A 20,899-nucleotide genomic window follows, 5' to 3' on the forward strand; every position below is an offset into this window, starting at 1 on the left:
ATAAGCGTTATCAAAACGCCCATGACACGCTGCCTACAATGCTACGCTCGGCGCCAAAATAACAATAAGAGAGCGAATTACAGGCAGCGACATAGCGTTTGTCCGTCAGGTTATTTACGTTGAGCTGGGCGCTCAAGCCATTTAACCCAATGCTGGATAAATCATACCCTACCACCATATCGACCAATGTATAGGACGGCAACGTGTGGGTATTCAGGCGATCGCTGGTCACGCCGTTGACGTACCGGATGCCGGAGCCCAAAGTCAGCCCCTCTAACAGACCGCTTTTCACATCGTAGCTTAGCCAGGTGCTGGCCTGGTTCCGTGGAGCATAAACCGCGCGCTTACCCTGTTCTTGCGGGCTACTTTTCTTATAACGGATATCAGTATAGGTATACGCCGCCTGCAAACGGACGCTATCCGACAAATGGCTAATGGCCTCCAGTTCCACCCCTTTAGACTCAATTTCACCAATCGAGCGGTACGGATCGGTAGGTTCTTCTTTGGTCGCGATATTGGTCTGGTTAATACGATACACGGCGGCGCTAAACTGGCTATTCCCCCCCAGCGGTTCGTATTTTACCCCCGCCTCCCACTGCTTGCCTTTCATCGGTTCCAGCACATTGCCGTTTTCGTCGGCGAAGCTGGTCGGCGTAAACGCGGTAGAATAACTGAGATAGGGGGCGACGCCATTGTCGAACAGATAAAGCAACGCAGCACGGGTGCTGACGTTGTTTTTATCGAGATCGCTGCGTGAATCATGAAGTTTGTCGATGTTAGACACGCTGACCCGATCGTAACGACCGCCCAACGTAAAGCGCCAGCGATCCCATGACATCTGATCCTGTAAATAGTATCCGGTCTGCCGCAGCTTATGTTTTTCACGGCTATACAACGTAATGTAATCCGGCTGAGCGCCATAAACAGGGTTGAAAGCGTCAATCGGCGGAAACGCGCCATAATAGCCAGTAGTATGATTACTGCGATCCTGATAATCGATCCCCACCAGCAGACGATGATTAATCGCCCCGGTATCCACGCTGCCGTCGAGCTGATTATCCAGCGCGATAGCCGACATTTTCTCCCCGGAGCCGGAATAGCCGCGATTCAGCGCCGTTTCATTCAACCAACCTGCGGCATAGACCTGATTCAACGTCACTTTGGTATGCAAATAGCGCAATTTTTGCCGTACCGACCAGCCGTTATCGAACAGATGCTCAATGTTATAACCCACCATATTTTCACGGCGATCGTATTTGTCGTAGTCATCTTCACCTTCAAAGAAAGTGTTAGAAATTTTTCCGCCGTTATAAGGTACAACCGTGCCTTGATAAGGCAGTCCGGAGTGGCTACCGCCCTGCGGATCACGGTGCAGATAGGCCATAAGATCAAGACGCGTCCGATCGGTAATTCGCCAGGTCAGGCTCGGCATCAGCGCATAACGTTCCTCTTTCAAGGGGGTAAACTGCGAATCGGCGTAACGTGTCATGCCGCTAAGACGCGCCGCCACACGTTCATTGTCATCCAGTGGGCCGGTCACATCAAAAGCCGCCCCGCGCTGGTTGTTATTGCCAGCAAACAGCTTCACTTCTCCTCCGGCATCAAACGCCGGTTTTCGCGACGTCAACGAGACAATGCCGCCTGGCGATGAACGTCCATACAGAACGGACGCCGGGCCGCGTACCACCTCGATATCTTCCAGAAACCAGGGGTCAACCACCAACGAACTGTGCGAATTGGTGTCGCCCATCATTTTTAACCCGTCGAGATAGACGTTATCCAGACTACCGTCCGAAAAACCACGCAATACGATGTAATCAAAGCGGTTAGAGGCGCCTATCTGATTACTGTATACGCCTGGGGTGTAGCTGACCGCCTGACGCACGCTGGTTGCGCCCTGCTCTTCAAACTGCTGGCGGGTAATAATGGATACCGACTGCGGCGTTTCAATATCTGGCGTCGCCAGCTTGGTCGCGCCACTCTGAACGGGCGAGGTGACAATGACGGTATCATTTTTTGTGGTTTCCTGGGCAAAAAGAGGAAAAGTCGCGCCGCCGATAGCTCCGCCTATCAATAGCGCCATACGCGTTGTCGCAAACATGAACATCTCCAAAGGCATCTTTATTGTAAATAAGAATTATTACCTTTTAGAGATAACGGACCACTATGCGTAACGCCAGATTGCCTATGCGCAATGATAAAAAATCACCCAAAGCGGCAGAAAACCGGGTTAGCGGCGGATATTACCGCTCTGGCGGAGCGCGTTACGCACAGTGTCGGGACGCCGTCAGAGACGCGTCACGCAGCTCACCGGGCGAGCAGCCATAACGCCGACGAAATGCCGTCGCAAAGTTTGTGGCATGTTGATAGCCTGACATCCAGGCGGCCTGCTGCACGCTGTATCCCTCCATCAGATAACGACGCGCGCGCGCCAGGCGGCAATCGCGCAGATAATCAAACACGGTACACCCATAGGCATGGCGAAACTTGCACCGCAGGCTACTTGGACTCATTGCCGCCCGACGCGCCAGTTCGTTCAGCGTGTAAGCTTTTTCCGGCGTCTGCTCCAGTAAACGCCGAATGAGCTCCAGCCGCTGGTATTCACCGGTGACGGGAAGCCCGCGTTTTTGCGTTGCGGGCTGACATAGATTTAGCGCATAGCCCAGCAATTGCAGCATGATGCCTTCCAGCATTAACTGGCGTGACGCCGTATGAGGTCCGGGCTGCTGCGCATAACGTAGCCCTGAAAGCAGAAACTCCGGCACCTGCCAGACCCTCGCCGAGGCCGCGCTACGTTCCCACTCGTCTGCCAGCGAGACAGGCAAACGCTCCCGCCACCCGCCGTCCGGGTACATTCCCAGCGACAAGGTGCGCAATTTACTGTCTGCGCCGTGATGGGCGCGTATCGTCTGCTGCTCACTCAGTTGCGAGCAAAACGCCATCCCCGCGCTCAGCAAAAAGGTCTGCTCATTGACAGCCAGCGCGACATTACCTTCCAACACCACCAGCATATACAGAGGACTACTATGGCGAGAGGTAGTTTCATAAGGTTGTAATACGTGAACATCCGAGCGTGTAATGCAAATCCCGCCGGGAAGCGCTATCTCTTCGATATCGCCATGAAGTACGGGACTACTCTGCGTATACTGCGGTAACGCAGGGAAGCGGTAATCAATGCCATAACGCTCGCCAAACGCGATGAAGTCGCTGACGGAAAAGATCTTTTTCATCGCCGGGGCGGCGGAAGAGTGACAGGAGATCGGAGACATTATCAATACCGTTTATCTGCATTATACCAGAGCGTTAGCCACTGTGTAACCATATCACTGCGGCCCGGGAACGACAATAAAGATGAGAATAATTATCAACCGCTATTGAGGGAAGAGATAAGGCGAGCAAAGGTGATCGATAAACGCCGATCTGTCGATAAAAACGCGCTTTCGCCAGCGACGAAAGCGCGTCCGGGGGTATCAGTCAGGAGCGAAATCCTGCGGAGGTCATGAGCAGTCTGAACAACATTCCGACGCCCGCCAGCAGAAGCACGCTGGCGCACCATATCGCGACCATCCATACGACTCGCCGCGACCATTTTTTCACTTTAACCATCAGTGATATCCCTCTCCATGTCGCACTTTTCCACGGAAGACGTAGTAGCTCCAGAAGGTATAAGCCAGAATAATCGGGATGATTATCAGCGCCCCAACCAGCATGAAGCTTTGACTTTGCGGCGGCGCGGCGGCGGCATACAGCGAAATATCCGGTGGAATAATATTCGGCCAAATACTGATGCCTAACCCGCTGAACCCCAGAAAAATCAACCCTAGCGTGAGAATAAATGGACGCGCATGGGATTCTGGTTTTTTCACGCTGCGCCATAGCCAGACGCTAAAAGCCAACACCAGCACAGGCACCGGCAGGAAGTAGTATAAATTGGGCAGCGTGAACCAGCGCCCGGCGATGTCGTCGTGGGTGAGCGGCGTCCACACGCTGACGCCTCCCATCACCAGCAACAAGACGATCAACAACGGGCGCGACAGCGCGCACATCCGGCTATGCAGCGGATCTTCGCTTTTCATAATCAGCCAGGTAGCGCCCAGCAGCGCATAGGTGACGACCAGACCGACGCCGCAGAACAGGTTAAACGGCGTCAGCCAGTCAAGCTGCGAACCGCTAAAGGTTCGCCCTTCCACCTGAAAACCGCTCACCACCGCGCCCACCACAACTCCCTGGGCAAAGGTCGCCAGGATTGACCCGACGATAAAGGATTTATCCCAGAACGCGCGATGCGACTCGGTGGCTTTAAAACGGAATTCAAAAGCGACGCCGCGAAAGATAAGACCAAGCAGCATAACCACCAGCGGGATAGTCAGCGCGTCGGTGATGACGGCATAAGCCAACGGGAACGCGCCAAAAAGCCCGGCCCCGCCCAGCACCAGCCAGGTTTCGTTCCCGTCCCATACCGGCGCGACTGAGTTCACCATAACATCGCGATCGTGTTTATCGCGAATAAACGGAAACAGGATACCGACGCCCAGATCGAACCCATCCATTACGATATACATCAGCGTGGCGAACACGATAATAGCAAACCAGATAACCGGAAGATCGATGGTCATTCGCGTTTCTCCTGCTCAAGCGATTCTCCCACGGCAGAGATAGGACGCGCGGGTCTGCCATCGGTTTCAGCGGTCGGTGTCTCCGCCGGCTGCGGCCCTTTCTGGATAAGGCGAATCATATAAATATAGCCAACCCCAAAGACCAGGGAATAGACCACAAAGAAGGCCAGCAAACTGATGCTCATCTGCAAGGTACTGTGCGCGGAAACCGCATCACGCGTTCGCAGCAGGCCATAGACCACCCATGGCTGACGTCCTACTTCAGTCGTCACCCATCCGGCAAGGATGGCGATAAGCCCGGACGGCCCCATCCACAGCGCAAAGTGCATAAAGGGCCGCGAATGATACAGGCGGCGTCGGTAGCGTAGCCACAGGCTGGCCAGCCCCAGGAAGATCATCAGTACGCCCATGCCCACCATCAGACGGAAAGACCAGAACACCACGGTAGAGTTGGGGCGATCCTCTTTGGGATAATCTTTTAGCGCAGGCACCTGTTTGTCCAGGCTATGCGTCAGGATCAGACTGCCCAACGCCGGGATCTCAAGCGCATAGCGGGTCCGTTCCGCCTCCATATCCGGCCAGCCTACCAGCGTAAGTGGCGTTGGCTCGCCGGGCGTATTTTCCCAGTGCCCCTCAATCGCGGCGATTTTGACCGGCTGATGCTTCAGGGTGTTAAGGCCATGCATATCGCCAATCAATGCCTGAACGGGCGCCACCACGACCGCCATCCATAACGCCATCGAGAACATACGGCGGATAGCCGGCGTATCGTTACCTTTCAGTAAATGCCAGGCAGCGGACGCGCCGACAAACATCGCGCTACTTAAAAACGCCGCAACGGACATATGCAACAGGCGATACGGGAACGACGGGTTGAAAATCACCGCGAACCAGTCCACCGGAACCACCTGACCGTTATGAATTTCAAATCCCTGCGGGGTATGCATCCAGCTGTTAGACGCCAGAATCCAGAACGTCGACATTAACGTGCCCAGCGCCACCATACAGGTAGACAAGAAATGCAGGCCCGGCCCGACTTTGTTCCAGCCAAAAAGCATCACGCCTAAGAATCCCGCTTCCAGGAAGAATGCGGTGAGCACTTCATAGGTTAATAAAGGCCCGGTGATACTGCCGGCGAACTGGGAAAAACCGCTCCAGTTCGTTCCGAACTGGTAAGCCATGACCAGACCGGAGACCACGCCCATCCCGAAGTTGACGGCAAAAATTTTGAGCCAGAACTGATAGAGCGAGCGCCAGACAGGATTACGCGTTTTTAGCCATAGACCTTCCAGTACCACCAGGTAACTGGCTAAGCCAATCGTAATCGCGGGGAAAATAATATGAAAAGAGACGGTAAAGGCAAACTGGAGTCTCGCTAAAAAGAAGGCATCAAACTCCATGTTCCCTCCCGTTTATATATAGTCACTTCGTGTAAAATATTCACTTTTCGCAACCAGGTTGAAACGAAACGGTTATTTTCCCCAAACGTAAAAACGTCGGGGAATATCCAGATAAATTACGATTTTTTTTGCGGCTGGCTGTCAGGCTTATCGCCCGACTCTGGCGCTTCGGAGGGGTCGTCTTTTTCGACAGCGAAACGGTAGTATCTATTTAGCATAACATGTCTCCCTTAGTTACATTCACTTGGCAATATCTACCTGGCCGTTATAAAAATAACGGCAAAACAAAAAAACAGCGTCCTCAAGACTATTTGCAATTTCAGCAAAATACGCTTAGCTGAAAGTTAAGAATAGACGTAAAACGATAACCTTCAAGTCAACGCGGTTTACGGGATGGGGGATTAGCACAGGGAGAATGACCGCAACGCTCGCTGCGCGGCGGCCATTTTATATGGTCTATCAAAAAGATAACCGTTAAGGTCCATTCAAACCCGTTAGTTTGCCTTCCCCTCAATCAAGCCATTGATCGTAGAAAATACCGCCGGCGCGCTGGTCGCTTCCGCAAACTCGACATTAATATTTTGCCGACGCAGCATATCGAAGAATTTACGTTGCGCATCAAGAATAACCTGATCACCTACGCGCATATTTTCTGCTTTAGTTTCAACCAGTAAATAAACGCTGTCGGCGTCCTGACGCTCAATACGGTACACAAAATCCGGCGTAGTAGAGCCCCCCGTATATTTGGGGATCTGAATGGCCCGCTTAGGCAGTTTGCCAAACACCGAAACCTGTTGCGGATAATCGTATTTTAATAGCGGCAATTCTGGATCGACGCTGTCATAACGCAACGGCGGTATTTGATAGAGAGAACGGGGATCGTCTATCGCATTCTCATCCACATTTTTCCCCACAATTTCAGCGCTAATCTCCTCTCTGAACTGCCGTGCCGTGGAATCAAATACCGACGTTGAAGCCTGAAAATCGAGAGGCAGATAATCGTGGCGCTGCGCAAAATGCGCATTAATCCGCGCCTGTAATGCGCGGGTCATATTGTCCAACGAGATCTCGCTTAAATAGCGTGAATCTCCGTGCAACACATCACGCAGCATCGCCATTAACACCGGGTGCAGGACGTTAACCGGCAGACTGGTGCGTAACGCCAGTTGCTTAAGAAAATGGCCATATTTCATGCCCGCCATAAATTCGCTGGCGGCTAATTCGCCTTCCCGCTGCGCCACTTCAAAACGGCCATTATCTTCATTCGATACCAGCCGTTGTTGCACCTGGCTTGGCTTCTGGCGTATATACAGCGCCGGATCGCGCAGCACCTCGGCGGCAATTTGTTCCAGAGAAGCGCCGCTACGCTCGAATTGCAGCATATAACGGCGGGAAAACTGCTCCCAGATACTGCTAAGTTGTTCCCAATTCTCTTTGCGTAGCCTGACTCGCAGCCGGGAGGCGGGCTTATTGTCACGAATGCGATCCGCTCGCACCCGCGCCTGCGTCAGCTCAGGGTAGAACTCCAGTAGCCACGCAAAACCACTTTTGGTTTCCCCGTTAAGCGTGACGCTGGGTTTAAACTCATTACTCCGGTTGATCAGTTTTTTATCATCCAGATCTTCCAGCAAACGAAGCTCCGTAAACGCAGGATCGACTTTTTGCCGCTCGGTGACGATGAGTGTGATCATCGCCTCATCCAGTTTCTGCTCGTTAAGCTGAACTTTGCTGTCGCGATTAATCTCATCAACCAGCATGCTGGCAAACGCTTTTTCATCATAACCAATCAGAAACGACAGTCGGGACGGCCACTCTTCCTGATGAACGCGATGGCCGTTTTCATCTACCGGTAGCCGCAGGCCGCGCCCCACTTCCTGAATTTTGCTCGACTCGCTACCGGAAGAACGTAATTTAGCAATGACAAAAACATTCGGGTTATCCCAGCCTTCGCGAAGCGTCCATTTTGAAAACAGAAAGCGGCGCGTTTCCCAGTTGCCGTGATGGTCTGAAAAACTGAGCAACTTCTCTTTATTTTTCAGAATATCATCGACCTCAGCCTGGATCGCCTCATCGCCGCTTCCGCGGTCTTCGCCAAAGTAACCAGCGTGGACGTTTTGGTTATCCGAGTGCAGGCTGGCGAGCGTGGCCTGCAGAAACGACAGATACTCCACTTCTCGCGGCAGGGTCTTGCGCTGATAATCGTCAATCAGTTGCGTCAGTTTCTTTTTCAGCAAACGCTCAAAAGTGACTTTCAACCAGCCTTCGTCATCACGATAGCTTTTAATACTGTCAATAAAGAAAAGGCTTAAAGTCTTAATACGCGGGGCATTATTTTCTGGCTCATTGCTGCGTAAGAAATTTGCCTGCTCGGTATCAAAATGCTTATCAATGGCGTCCTGAATAATCAGTTCCTGGTAGCTCGCGCCAAAGGTTCCTGGCACCAGCGCCATCCCTGCCTCCAGCTCCAGATCGTTCGATAACATTTTACTGCCGGCATATTCGATACTGCCCTCAAATCCTGTATCGACATCGGCAAGATTTTCGCCCACGCCAACCTCGGCAATTTTGCTCCCCCGCCGGAGGATTAATTTCTTTGCCGTGACGCTGTCAACGATATAACGATTGTTGGCCTGTTCTTCGGGGAGATTCGGGTAATAAATATCAATACCTTTCACCAAACCATCGTTAAAACTGTCCACCGCGTTGAGATCAAACTGCGGTTGCCGGCGATAGTAATCTTTACGTACACATTTATTTTTACCCTTACCTTCGACAATATTCGGGAAGGTAGCGCCAAAGCGGACGATCATTTGCGGCTGAATAGCCTGAATCGCTCGATAAAATTTGTTATCTCGCGCAAAACGATGCGGTTCATCAATAATGACCACCGGTCGCGTCATTTGCAGCCCTTTAACAGGCGACGTCAGCCCGCCCAGTAGCGTTTGATCGTAATCGTCTCGCGTCATACTGGCGGAATTGAGCATTTGCGCATTGATCAGCAAAACCTGAATCGTATGGCTATCACGACGGCTGGCATCAGTAAAACTTAATAGCTGGGCCGGAAAATTTTTACGCCCCGACTTTACTTTAAAATCACCGGCGTTAATGGTGCAAAGTTCCATCCGCGTATTTTCGTAGAACTGTGAAAAATGCTGTCTGGCGTAATCGCTGGTGATAAAGTTCCGCGCGCCTTCTTTAATGGCTGGCGTCGGCACCACCAGCACAAATTTGAAGAGCCCGTAGTTCTGATGCAGTTCATACATCAATCGGGTATAGACATAGGTTTTGCCCGTCCCGGTCTCCATTTTAACGTCAATATTGGCCTTATCGTCGTAACGTTCCTTAATCAGCGGATTAGCATAGTGATTATGATCGGCCTGCGCGTGATCGATACCGGTGAAACTCGCCAGAATCGCCGCTAACGCCTGTTCCTGATGGGGAAGTTCTTCCAGTAAAATATTCATCATCATCCCCTCTTAATAACGCTTCACCAGGTTCACTTTTTGATCAAGCTGTTTTAAGCCGATTTCCAGTTCACGAATGGATTCAAGGTCGAAAGAGTAGCCGTAAATGACAATAGTCTGAACCGGAAGCTGATGCGTACCAATGTGGTTGAGAAGATCGCGGGTCTGCTCTGTTCCCCATCGTTCATCAATCAGATACAGGCGCGTATTATCAACATACCTGGCGCAATAGCCGGAAAAATCAACGGTCTGTACGTCAATATCCATTTTATAACCATCGGCGACCAGCCATGTCGTTAATAAGGTCTCTTCGCCGCTTGCGCCGCCCGGCACGCCCAATCCTCTGGCGGAAAAAGGATTGATCATGTCGGTAAATCCTGACTCGGTGAAAGCGGCCAGTTGACCGCTGGTATTGATAAAATGGCCGGTAGCAATATCGAAGCTATCCAGATCGTCCAGCGTCTGCTGTGTCGGAGTGGCAAAACGATAATGTTTAAAACCGAGATCGCTATTGGTCGCGGGATTGTTGGCGCGGATCTTCGCCGCAACGCGTGTAATTCGCTCGCGGCTGATTTCATCAATAGTGTTATAACCTGCTTTTTTCGCGATAGTGTTATTGCTTAATGCCTGATCGATAGTACACAGAATAAACGTGCGCTGCCCCCCATCTTCTTCATTCAGCGCCATTACCGCATGGGCCGTGGTGCCGGAACCGGCAAAAAAGTCCAGGACGACGCCGTCTTTATCGATAGCGAGCTTGATGATTTTCTTCAATAATGCGGTCGGTTTCGGCGTATCAAAAACGTTGTCGCCGAAGAGATCCAGAATCTCCTTTTTCCCCTCTTTATTCGACGCTACGTTATCCCAGTAATTGGTCGTTGGCTGCCCTTTACTGTGATGCGCGTACATGACTCGCTGGGGAATACCGCCGTTATCTTTGCCAAAATAGACCAGATTATCGGCCACCAGTTTTTGGTAACTGGCTTCAGGATAAGCCCATAGTCTTTCGTGTACCGTACCGTTCGGCGTGGTAATTTTATAGGTATAGCCGCCGCCGCTCAGCCCTTTTGACACCGTTAACGGCACCGGCCGCCATTTCCCTTCTGGAAACTGTTCGGTCGGTTCTTTATAGGATTTCTGAATATACTCTTTAGAAAGCGGTTCTAAACGTAAAGCGCCCTGACCGGTTTTGGCGTAAACAAGAATGTATTCCCCCTGGATGGAAACGTTATCAGAGTCGTTAGAAATCTCTTTTTTGCGCTTCCACATCACATTGGTGACAAATCCGCCTTCGCCAAAAATCTCATCCATCATTAATTTAAGATTGGCGTACTCATTATCGTCGATAGAGATAAAAATAAATCCGGTATCTTTCAGGAGCTTCCTGGCCAGGAAAAGACGCGGATACATGAAAGATAACCACGCGGAGTGCGTCGATTTACCCTGAATGGATTTTAAACGTGCCAGTTCAGTATCATTAAGACCAAACATATCCTGCAACGCCCGATCGCTATATTCAAAATGATCGGGATAGACAAACCCGTCCGACCCGGTGTTATAAGGGGGATCGATATAGATCATATCGACGGTATCGGCGTAATTATTTTGCAGATGGCGTAACACATCCAGATTATCTCCGGTCAGAAAAAGATTATGGCTGTTTTTATTTTCTGCCAGAGTATTGTGTTCCACGTCAGGAACGATAACGGTAACGGATTTTTCACCCGCCTGTTTTTTTGCGTAATCTTTACCAATAAAATCAATCTGATAACCGCTAGTCAGCTCATCAATATTACGCGCTTTCAGCGCGCGCTCAAATTTGGCGAGATCAAATCCGCCTTTCGCGATCAGTTCGCCCTGCTCGTTATAGCGATCGGCGGTAAAAAATTCCGGTAATGCATGTTGTAACTCAGACAGAAAGGCGCTATTCGGGGCAACAGACTCGTTGTGTTTTTGGTTATCTTTCAACATGATATCTTCGCTCCGTTGATAATTTTAAGGTCCAACAATCAATTTCTTATAAAGAAAAAAGTAAGCGATGATTGTAATGGTCACGAAAGGCAGATGCCATCATTAACCTTTGTTGTTCGTTGAAAGGGCGTGAAAACTACGGGGGGAAGGCGTGCTCCCGGCGACAGTATGCGCCAGGAGCGTAGTGTTTACGTGCGATGACCGACGGCCGACTCCGGGAGGGCGTCGCTATCTGTACCGGAGATGACGACTCCCCGGGTCTCGCGACCAAATGCCACAAATACACAGATTAAAATAGCCACCGCGCCAGCCACGATCGCCATTGCCAACCCGTAATTTCCGCCATGCGTTTCCGCGATGCGGGCCTGTAACGTCGCATTAACCGACGCCAGTAAATTACCGAGTTGGTAAACAAACCCTGGCAGCACGGCGCGCGCATTCGCCGGAACCAGCTCGTTCAGCCAGGTCGGCACGACACCCCAGGCGCCCTGCACCATAAACTGCATCAGGAACGCGCCCAGGCCAATCGTGAATGATCCGCTGGAAAATGCCCATAGCGGGAGTACCGGAAGCGCAAGAAAGGCGGCGATCATGATCGCTTTTTTACGCCCAATACGTTCCGATAGCGTACCGTAGAAAATACCGCCGAGCATGGCGGCAATGTTATAAAAAATCGCAATGATACTGATCAGATGCGGATCAAAACCATGCTGCATCTTCAGGAAGGTAGGATAGAGATCCTGCGTGCCGTGACTGAAAAAGTTAAAGAACGCCATGACCAGCACCAGATACAGACACAACTTCCACTGTTTGCGCAGAACAGGAAGCAGCGCGGTATTCTCTTTACGCGCTCTGGCCGCCAGCCAGACGGGGGATTCCGGCACTTTAAACCAGATATAAGGCAGCAAGACAACAGGCAGGGCGCCAATCAGGAACATACCGCGCCAGCCTACCATACTGTAGAAGAGGCCAAAAATAACCGAGGCGAACAGATAGCCGCAGGGATAGCCCGCCTGAAAAATGCCCGACATCAGGCCACGCGAACGATCGGGAATGGTTTCCATCGCCAGTGATGACGCGACGCCCCATATCCCGCCCATCGCCACGCCGTACATGACCCGAAAAATCAGAAATGCCATGAAGGTGGGCGACCAGGCGGAAAGCAGTTCAAACACCGTAAAAAACAGAATATTGAGCATCAGTATCGGTCGACGTCCGTACTTTTCCGCCATTCGGCCAAATAGCAGCGCGCCAATGGGACGTACCGCCAGGGTCAGCATAATCGCAATGGAAACGTCCGATACGGAAGCGTGAAACCATTCGGCGAGATCGCTAAGTACAAAGACAAGGATAAAGAAATCAAACGCATCCAGCATCCAACTGGTAAAGCTGGCAAACGCCACATGTCGTTGTGTCGTCGTCCAGTTCAGGGGGGTGTACATAGGTAGTGTCCTGCATCAAAAAATAACATCAAGCTTTGAAGCGGGCGAAACGCTGGAGCGCTCCCGTCGTCAAAGCGACGTAACAAGGTAGCGTTGCGCTACTTATTTGTTATCTTTTTGTATATAGCAGGTAAAATGTTAGCAAAAATAGACAAATCATTACATATTATTAACAAAGCTTACTGACACATGATTTGTCACACTTTTTATGGGGATTATCTCATGCAAAGGAAAGCGAAGCGTGGCTAGCGTATCGCGACCGGCCTGTCGCCAGACCGATCGCCATTGACGATTACCTCTCGCGCGGCGGGAAACCGGCCTTTTGCAGGGCGGCGGCAATCTGCTCCGCGGATAGCGACGTTTCAACGTCAACCAGACGCGTCGCCGGGTCAGTTCTCACCGTCGCATTAACATCAAGAGTCAGAATCGTCTTTTTTACCGTACTGGCGCAGCCGCCGCAGGTCATGTCATCAATATGGAACTGCATAGTGAACTCCTTTTGTGTGGGAACTGTTGCCAGTCTGGGCCTTGCCAGTGTTGGAAGGTCAAGCGTAATCTCAGGACTTACAGACGCTTTGCCAGTCCGTGGCGACGAGGACGGCGCAATACCGCTCCGGTACGCGCCTCCGGCTCGCTATCGTCAGGTTGTCCAAGCGTATGCAGAATGGGGCAATCTGGCAGCGCGTCGCCGGCGCAGCAGTGAATCAGCGCTTTGAGGGTTTGCGCCATGTGCTGCATGTTCTGGATACGTCTGTCCAGTTCATCAATGTGCGTCTGCGCCAGGCGTTTGACGTCAGCGCTTTGCCGCGACTGGTTATTCCAAAGATTCAGTAAGTCGCTGATTTCAGCAACTGAAAAGCCGAGGTCGCGCGCGCGGCGTATAAAATGTAATTGGTTAACATCAGCCTGGGTATAGGCCCGATAGCCGGAATCCGTCCGACTTGCCGCGGGAATCAGACCAATCTGTTCATAGTAGCGAATCATTTTGGCCGAAACTTTCGATGCTTTAGCTGCTTTACCGATGTTCATGACGCTCCTCCTCATGTCGTGGATGTGTCGGATGGGGTTGCCATCGGCGCCCGGAAACGGCGCAGCCGCAAAGCGTTGCCCAGCACGAACACGCTCGACATCGCCATCGCCCCTGCGGCGAATACCGGTGACAATAATATGCCCCAGACCGGAAATAGCGCGCCTGCCGCGACAGGAATCAGCGCCGTATTGTAAGCAAAGGCCCAGAACAGATTCTGGTGGATATTGCGGATGGTCGCTTTAGACAGCGCGATAGCATTCGGCACGCCTTGCAGGTTGCCGGACATTAGTACGACGTCGGCGGATTCCACCGCCACATCGGTGCCGGTGCCAATCGCCAGCCCCACGTCGGACTCCGCCAGCGCTGGCGCATCGTTGATGCCATCGCCGACAAACGCCACCTGCCCATACGCCGCTTTCAGGCGCCGTATCGCCTCGACTTTCCCTTCTGGCAATACCTCGGCGACCACGTCATCAATCCCTAACTGTCTGGCGATAGCCTGTGCCGTGCGGGCATTATCGCCAGTGATCATGGCGACCTTAATGCCGAGCTGATGTAAAGCGTTAATTGCGGCGGGTGTACTGGGTTTGATCGGATCGGCCACGGCGATAATCGCCGCCAGTTGACCGTCAATAGCCGCATAGAGCGGCGATTTCCCTTCCTGTCCTAACCGTTCGGCGGTGGTGGCGAAGCCGCTAATATCCACGCCAATTTCGCGCATATAGCGATCGGCCCCCACGTCAACACGCGTACCGTCAACGGTAGCGTATACGCCCATCCCGGTCACCGATTCGAAGCCGCTCATGCCTGGTAGCGCGATCCCTTCCTCTTCTGCCGACACGACAATCGCACGGGCAATCGGATGCTCTGAACGCGATTCTACCGCCGCGACTTTCGCCAGCACCTCACGGCGTTCAAAGCCGCTGGCCACGTCGAGCTCGGTCAGTACCGGGCGGCCTTCGGTAAGCGTCCCGGTTTTGTCTACGGCCACCACCTTAGCGTCTTTGAGTAGCTGTAACGCCTCCCCCTTACGGAACAGCACGCCCATTTCAGCCCCACGACCGGTTCCCACCATAATGGAAGTCGGCGTCGCCAGGCCCATTGCGCAAGGACAGGCGATAATCAGCACCGCAACGCCATTGATCAGAGCGAAAGTCAGCGCTGGCGACGGCCCAAACGCCAGCCATACCACAAAGGTCAGCGCAGCAATAAGCATTACCATTGGGACAAACCACAGCGTCACTTTATCCACGACGGCCTGAATCGGCAGTTTTGAACCCTGCGCCTGTTCCACCAGACGAATGATTTGCGCCAGCATGGTCTGTCCGCCGACGGCGGTCGCCCGCAGCGTGAGCGCGCCTTTTTGGTTGACGGTACCGCCCACCACCGCGCTTCCTGCGGATTTCTCAACCGGTATCGGTTCGCCGGTAATCATCGACTCGTCAACGAAGCTGCGGCCTTCGGTCACTTCGCCGTCAACCGGGATCCGCTCGCCTGGCCGAACCTCCACACAGTCGCCCAGCACAACCTCGTCGACAGGGATATCCACGATGCGGCCCTCGCGTAACACATGCGCGACCCGCGCCTGTAGCCCCACCAGACGTTTAATCGCTTCGGAAGTCCGCCCCTTCGCCCTTGCCTCCAGAAAGCGCCCCAGCAGAATAAGCGCGACAATCACTGCGGCGGCCTCGTAATAGACGTTTACCGTCCCTTCAGGCAACAGGTCGGGCGTAAAGGTCGCCACCAGCGAGTAGCCGAATGCCGCTGCGGTTCCCACGGCGACCAGCGAGTTCATGTCCGGCGCCAGACGCGCCAGCGCCGGGAACCCTTTAAGGTAAAAACGGCGACCGGGGAGCGTCAGCACCAACAGGGTCAGTGCAAATTGCCAGTACCAGCTTTGTTGCAGGCCAATCGTTTTTATCACCCACTCGTGCATACCAGGAATAAGGTGCGAACCCATTTCAAGCACAAAAACGGGGAGCGCCAGCACGCTGGCGAGAATCAGATCGCGCTTCAGCCTGACGCGCTCGGCCTCTTTTTTCTCTTCAGAGTCGTCTTCGCCCTGCCCCGCCGTCTCTATCGGTCGCGCCTCATACCCCGTTTTTTCAATCGCCGCGATCACCGCCTCCGCCGATGCCGTCCCGCGGACGGTGGCGCGCTCCGTCGCCAGATTCACCGTAGCGTCCGTTACGCCAGGCACAGCCTTAATACCTTTTTCAACGCGAGCGACGCACGACGCGCAGGTCATACCTTCAACAAGCAAGCTTATCGTGTCGTGACGATTTTCTGACTGACTCATGACGACTTCCCCATCCTGACTATTCGGTATCAGAAAGCCTAAAGCTTGCCATTGTGGGAAGGTCAAGCGTATTCAGGCTGCACGGTTCGGCGAGAATGTGAGATGGCTCATAAAAGAGGATGATGCGAGACATTTACGCCACGATGCCGACCCACGCCCCGAAAAAACCCGTCAGGAGCGCTTGACCTTTCCTTCGTTGTAACGCCTAGCCTTTGCCAAAAATTCTGCGGCAGCGTTGCGGAATGGCCGACACGCTGCGGTAAAGAGGGAAACGACATGCGTAGAACATTCAAAATTATGTTGATAGCCGGCGTCATCGCCGCCATCGGGGGCGTGATTTACATGGCCGGCGAAGCACTATGGGATAAAGACAACGCCGTCGGACCACCGGCCAGCGCGCCGCCTCCACCGTCGGTACCGGTTGCTAAAGCCCTTAGCCGCACACTCGCGCCTACGGCGGAATTCACCGGTTTTCTGGCCGCGCCGGAGACCGTGGAGCTGCGTTCGCGCGTGGGAGGAACCCTTGACGCCGTCAGCGTTCCGGAAGGACGTCTGGTAAGCCGCGGACAACTGCTGTTCCAGATCGATCCGCGCCCGTTCGAGGTCGCCCTCGACACCGCCGTCGCGCAATTACGTCAGGCTGAAGTACTGGCCCGTCAGGCGCAGGCGGATTTCGATCGCATTCAACGACTGGTCGCCAGCGGCGCCGTATCACGTAAAAACGCTGACGATGTCACCGCCACGCGTAATGCGCGACAGGCGCAGATGCAATCGGCCAAAGCCGCCGTCGCCGCAGCGCGCCTTGAACTCTCCTGGACCCGTATTACCGCGCCTATTGCCGGACGCGTTGACCGCATACTGGTGACCCGGGGCAATCTGGTCAGCGGCGGCGTAGCGGGTAACGCCACGCTTCTGACGACTATCGTGTCTCACAATCCCATGTATGTGTATTTCGATATTGACGAAGCCACCTGGCTGAAGGCGTTACGACATACCCGCTCCGACAAAAATCCACCGGTAGTCAACATGGGGTTAACCACCGATAACGGGCTGCCTTATCAGGGCGTACTCGACTTTATGGGCAATCAGATGAACCGCAGCACCGGCACTATCCGGGCGCGCGCCGTGATTCCTGACCCCGACGGAATGCTTTCTCCCGGCCTGTTTGCCCGAATCAGTTTGCCCATCGGCGAGCCGCGGGAAACCGTGCTGATTGACGATCTGGCGGTGAGCGCCGATCAGGGCAAAAACTATGTGCTGATCGTCGGCAAGGAGAATCAGGTGGAGTATCGTCCGGTTGAGCTGGGACAAATGGTCGATGGACTCCGCGTCGTTACACAGGGAGTACAGCCGGGAGAAAAAATCATCCTCAAGGGGCTGGTGCGTCCTGGCATGACCGTTGCGCCACGTCTGGTGCCGATGCGGCAGAATGTGACCGATAAACAGACCGCGACATTGACTAAAGCGGACGGCGACAGTGCGCCGAAGGCGGTGCGCCAATGAAATTCACCCACTTTTTCATTGCACGCCCCATCTTCGCCATCGTCCTGTCGCTGTTAATGCTGCTGGCTGGCGCTATCGCCTTTTTAAAACTGCCGCTGAGTGAATATCCGGCCGTTACGCCGCCCACGGTACAGGTTAGCGCCAGCTACCCCGGCGCTAACCCGCAAGTGATTGCCGATACGGTAGCCGCGCCGCTGGAACAGGTGATCAACGGCGTTGACGGCATGTTGTATATGAATACCCAGATGGCCATTGATGGTCGCATGGTTATCTCTATCGCCTTCGAACAGGGAACCGATCCTGATATGGCGCAAATTCAGGTGCAAAACCGGGTATCCCGCGCGCTGCCTCGCCTGCCCGAAGAAGTCCAGCGAATTGGCGTTGTAACGGAGAAAACGTCCCCCGATATGTTGATGGTGGTCCATCTTGTCTCGCCGCAAAAACGCTATGACTCGCTTTACCTGTCTAACTTCGCCATCCGGCAGGTTCGCGACGAGCTGGCCCGTTTACCCGGCGTCGGTGATGTTCTCGTCTGGGGCGCGGGCGAGTACGCCATGCGCGTCTGGCTGGACCCGGCGAAAATCGCCAACCGCGGTCTTACCGCCAGTGATATCGTTACGGCGTTGCGGGAACAAAACGTACAGGTCGCCGCCGGTTCCGTCGGGCAGCAGCCGGAGGCCTCCGCCGCTTTTCAGATGACGGTAAACACGCTGGGCCGCCTGACCAGCGAAGAACAGTTCGGCGAGATTGTGGTAAAAATCGGCGCTGACGGCGAGGTGACGCGTCTGCGTGATGTCGCCCGCGTCACGCTGGGCGCAGATGCCTATACGCTGCGCAGTTTACTGAATGGCGAAGCGGCGCCAGCGTTACAGATTATTCAAAGTCCGGGTGCCAATGCGATTGACGTTTCTAACGCGATTCGCGGCAAAATGGATGAGTTGCAGCAAAACTTCCCGCAGGATATCGAATACCGGATTGCCTATGATCCTACGGTCTTCGTGCGCGCATCGCTACAATCGGTGGCGATTACGTTGCTGGAAGCCCTCGTGCTGGTCGTCCTTGTCGTGGTGCTGTTCCTGCAAACCTGGCGGGCGTCCATTATTCCTCTGGTGGCGGTTCCCGTTTCGCTGGTCGGCACCTTTGCCTTGATGCACCTGTTTGGCTTTTCGCTGAATACGCTTTCGCTGTTTGGTTTGGTCCTGTCGATAGGTATCGTTGTCGATGACGCCATCGTTGTGGTCGAAAACGTGGAACGGCATATCTCGCAGGGCAAAAGTCCCGGAGAGGCGGCAAAGAAGGCGATGGATGAAGTCACTGGTCCCATTCTTTCTATTACCTCGGTGCTGACGGCGGTCTTTATCCCTTCCGCATTCCTGGCGGGCCTGCAGGGTGAATTTTACCGTCAGTTCGCGTTGACCATCGCTATTTCGACCATCCTTTCGGCCATTAACTCGCTGACGCTCTCCCCTGCGCTGGCCGCCATTTTGCTAAGACCGCACCACGATACTGCGAAGGCTGACTGGCTAACGCGGTTGATGGGCACGGTCACTGGCGGTTTTTTCCATCGCTTTAACCGTTTCTTCGACAGCGCGTCGAACCGCTATGTTAGCGCCGTCCGTCGGGCCGTGCGCGGCAGCGTCATTGTGATGGTGCTCTATGCTGGCTTTGTGGGGCTGACCTGGCTTGGCTTCCATCAGGTGCCGAACGGGTTTGTGCCTGCGCAGGATAAATACTATCTCGTCGGCATCGCCCAGCTCCCAAGCGGCGCATCGTTGGATCGCACAGAGGCGGTCGTGAAACAGATGTCCGCTATCGCGCTGGCGGAACCCGGCGTCGAAAGCGTCGTCGTCTTCCCCGGTCTGTCGGTTAACGGCCCGGTAAATGTGCCAAATTCGGCGCTGATGTTCGCCATGCTGAAACCCTTTGACGAGCGTGAAGATCCTTCGCTTTCCGCTAACGCTATCGCCGGAAAGCTAATGCACAAATTTAGCCACATTCCCGACGGGTTTATTGGCATCTTCCCGCCGCCGCCGGTTCCTGGGCTTGGCGCGACGGGCGGCTTTAAATTGCAGATTGAAGATCGTGCGGAACTGGGATTTGAAGCGATGACAAAGGTGCAAAGCGAGATTATGTCTAAGGCGATGCAGACGCCCGAACTGGCCAATATGCTGGCCAGTTTCCAGACGAACGCCCCGCAATTACAGGTGGATATCGACCGGGTAAAGGCGAAATCAATGGGGGTATCGCTCACCGACATCTTTGAAACGTTGCAAATTAACCTCGGCTCGCTTTACGTCAACGATTTCAACCGATTTGGCCGTACCTGGCGGGTGATGGCGCAGGCCGATGCGCCATTCCGTATGCAACAAGAGGATATCGGCCTGCTTAAAGTCCGCAATGCGAAGGGCGAGATGATCCCGCTTAGCGCTTTCGTCACGATTATGCGCCAGTCGGGGCCGGACAGAATCATCCATTACAACGGCTTCCCCTCGGTAGATATTAGCGGTGGACCGGCTCTGGGCTTCTCCTCCGGACAGGCGACGGACGCAATTGAAAAGATCGTGCGTGAAACGTTGCCGGAAGGGATGGTCTTCGAATGGACCGATCTGGTTTATCAGGAAAAACAGGCCGGCAACTCTGCGCTTGCTATCTTTGCGCTGGCGGTGCTGTTGGCCTTCCTGATCCTGGCGGCGCAGTACAACAGTTGGTCGCTGCCCTTCGCCGTCCTGCTTATTGCGCCTATGTCATTACTCTCAGCCATTGTCGGCGTGTGGGTATCTGGCGGAGATAACAATATCTTTACGCAGATTGGTTTCGTGGTGCTAGTCGGCCTGGCGGCCAAGAACGCCATTTTGATTGTCGAGTTTGCCCGCGCCAAAGAACACGACGGCGCAGACCCGCTGACCGCCGTACTGGAAGCGTCCCGCCTGCGTCTGCGTCCTATCCTGATGACCTCATTCGCCTTTATCGCAGGTGTAGTACCGCTGGTACTCGCGACGGGTGCCGGCGCGGAAATGCGACATGCGATGGGCATCGCCGTGTTTGCCGGCATGTTGGGCGTCACGCTCTTCGGCCTGTTATTGACGCCTGTATTTTACGTGGTGGTTCGCAGGATGGCATTAAAGCGTGAGAACCGCGTTGATTCACATGATCAGCAAGCATAATGATGGGAAT

General features: G+C 53.7%; 15 protein-coding genes. 2 read left to right on the forward strand and 13 right to left on the reverse strand.

Features of this window, described 5'->3' with window-relative positions:
* Window positions 1–10: 10 nt before the first annotated feature.
* The 13 genes from foxA to golT all read right to left on the reverse strand — a co-directional run bounded on the left by foxA (window position 11) and on the right by golT (window position 16,222).
* Window positions 11–2,119, reverse strand: coding sequence for a ferrioxamine B receptor FoxA (gene foxA / locus HU143_RS17245; RefSeq protein WP_103398335.1), 2,109 nt, complete (start codon window positions 2,117–2,119; stop codon window positions 11–13).
* A gap of 145 nt (window positions 2,120–2,264) precedes the next feature.
* Complete coding sequence (gene foxR, locus HU143_RS17250; protein ID WP_023227304.1) at window positions 2,265–3,269, reverse strand: ferrioxamine uptake transcriptional regulator FoxR; 1,005 nt, start codon at window positions 3,267–3,269, stop codon at window positions 2,265–2,267.
* A gap of 95 nt (window positions 3,270–3,364) precedes the next feature.
* Window positions 3,365–3,556: a hypothetical protein gene (locus tag HU143_RS24615; RefSeq protein WP_229023857.1), complete on the reverse strand. Its 192-nt coding sequence runs from the start codon at window positions 3,554–3,556 to the stop codon at window positions 3,365–3,367.
* The gene (locus HU143_RS24770) at window positions 3,475–3,660 is read right to left on the reverse strand and encodes a DUF2474 domain-containing protein (protein WP_305954967.1); all 186 of its coding nucleotides are present in this window, start codon (window positions 3,658–3,660) and stop codon (window positions 3,475–3,477) included. Before HU143_RS24770 ends, HU143_RS24615 begins: the two co-directional genes overlap by 82 nt.
* Window positions 3,606–4,616, reverse strand: coding sequence for a cytochrome d ubiquinol oxidase subunit II (cydB, locus tag HU143_RS17260; protein ID WP_000151049.1), 1,011 nt, complete (start codon window positions 4,614–4,616; stop codon window positions 3,606–3,608). The genes HU143_RS24770 and cydB overlap by 55 nt, the downstream gene beginning before the upstream one ends.
* Window positions 4,613–6,016 carry a cytochrome ubiquinol oxidase subunit I gene (locus tag HU143_RS17265; protein ID WP_000393711.1) on the reverse strand — a complete coding sequence of 468 codons (1,404 nt, stop codon included), beginning with the start codon at window positions 6,014–6,016 and terminating at the stop codon, window positions 4,613–4,615. Before HU143_RS17265 ends, cydB begins: the two co-directional genes overlap by 4 nt.
* 116 nt (window positions 6,017–6,132) lie before the next feature.
* Window positions 6,133–6,234 carry a small effector SsaA gene (gene ssaA, locus HU143_RS17270; protein WP_000934834.1) on the reverse strand — a complete coding sequence of 34 codons (102 nt, stop codon included), beginning with the start codon at window positions 6,232–6,234 and terminating at the stop codon, window positions 6,133–6,135.
* Window positions 6,235–6,510: 276 nt separating this feature from the next.
* Complete coding sequence (locus HU143_RS17275) at window positions 6,511–9,483, reverse strand: type III restriction-modification system endonuclease (protein ID WP_077944226.1); 2,973 nt, start codon at window positions 9,481–9,483, stop codon at window positions 6,511–6,513.
* Window positions 9,484–9,492: 9 nt separating this feature from the next.
* Window positions 9,493–11,451, reverse strand: a complete 1,959-nt coding sequence (locus HU143_RS17280) for a site-specific DNA-methyltransferase (protein ID WP_023227306.1) — start codon at window positions 11,449–11,451, stop codon at window positions 9,493–9,495.
* A 188-nt stretch (window positions 11,452–11,639) separates the two neighbouring features.
* Window positions 11,640–12,893 carry an MFS transporter gene (locus HU143_RS17285; RefSeq protein WP_000288504.1) on the reverse strand — a complete coding sequence of 418 codons (1,254 nt, stop codon included), beginning with the start codon at window positions 12,891–12,893 and terminating at the stop codon, window positions 11,640–11,642.
* Window positions 12,894–13,185: 292 nt separating this feature from the next.
* Complete coding sequence (golB, locus tag HU143_RS17290; protein ID WP_023227307.1) at window positions 13,186–13,380, reverse strand: gold resistance metallochaperone GolB; 195 nt, start codon at window positions 13,378–13,380, stop codon at window positions 13,186–13,188.
* Between the two features lie 77 nt (window positions 13,381–13,457).
* A complete protein-coding gene (golS, locus tag HU143_RS17295) occupies window positions 13,458–13,922 on the reverse strand; it encodes an Au(I) sensor transcriptional regulator GolS (RefSeq protein WP_001020583.1) in 465 nt (154 codons plus the stop codon).
* A gap of 11 nt (window positions 13,923–13,933) precedes the next feature.
* Entirely contained in the window at window positions 13,934–16,222 is a 2,289-nt protein-coding gene (golT, locus tag HU143_RS17300; protein ID WP_023227308.1) for a gold/copper-translocating P-type ATPase GolT, read from the reverse strand.
* 276 nt (window positions 16,223–16,498) lie between these two features.
* On the opposite strand from golT, the gene mdsA reads away from it, so the two are divergent.
* Window positions 16,499–17,725, forward strand: a complete 1,227-nt coding sequence (gene mdsA, locus HU143_RS17305) for a multidrug efflux RND transporter periplasmic adaptor subunit MdsA (RefSeq protein WP_023193432.1) — start codon at window positions 16,499–16,501, stop codon at window positions 17,723–17,725.
* A complete protein-coding gene (gene mdsB, locus HU143_RS17310) occupies window positions 17,722–20,889 on the forward strand; it encodes a multidrug efflux RND transporter permease subunit MdsB (protein WP_023227309.1) in 3,168 nt (1,055 codons plus the stop codon). Before mdsA ends, mdsB begins: the two co-directional genes overlap by 4 nt.
* The last annotated feature ends 10 nt before the right edge of the window (window positions 20,890–20,899 follow it).

The sequence above is a fragment of the Salmonella sp. SJTUF14076 genome, assembly GCF_015534835.1.
Lineage (GTDB): Bacteria > Pseudomonadota > Gammaproteobacteria > Enterobacterales > Enterobacteriaceae > Salmonella > Salmonella enterica.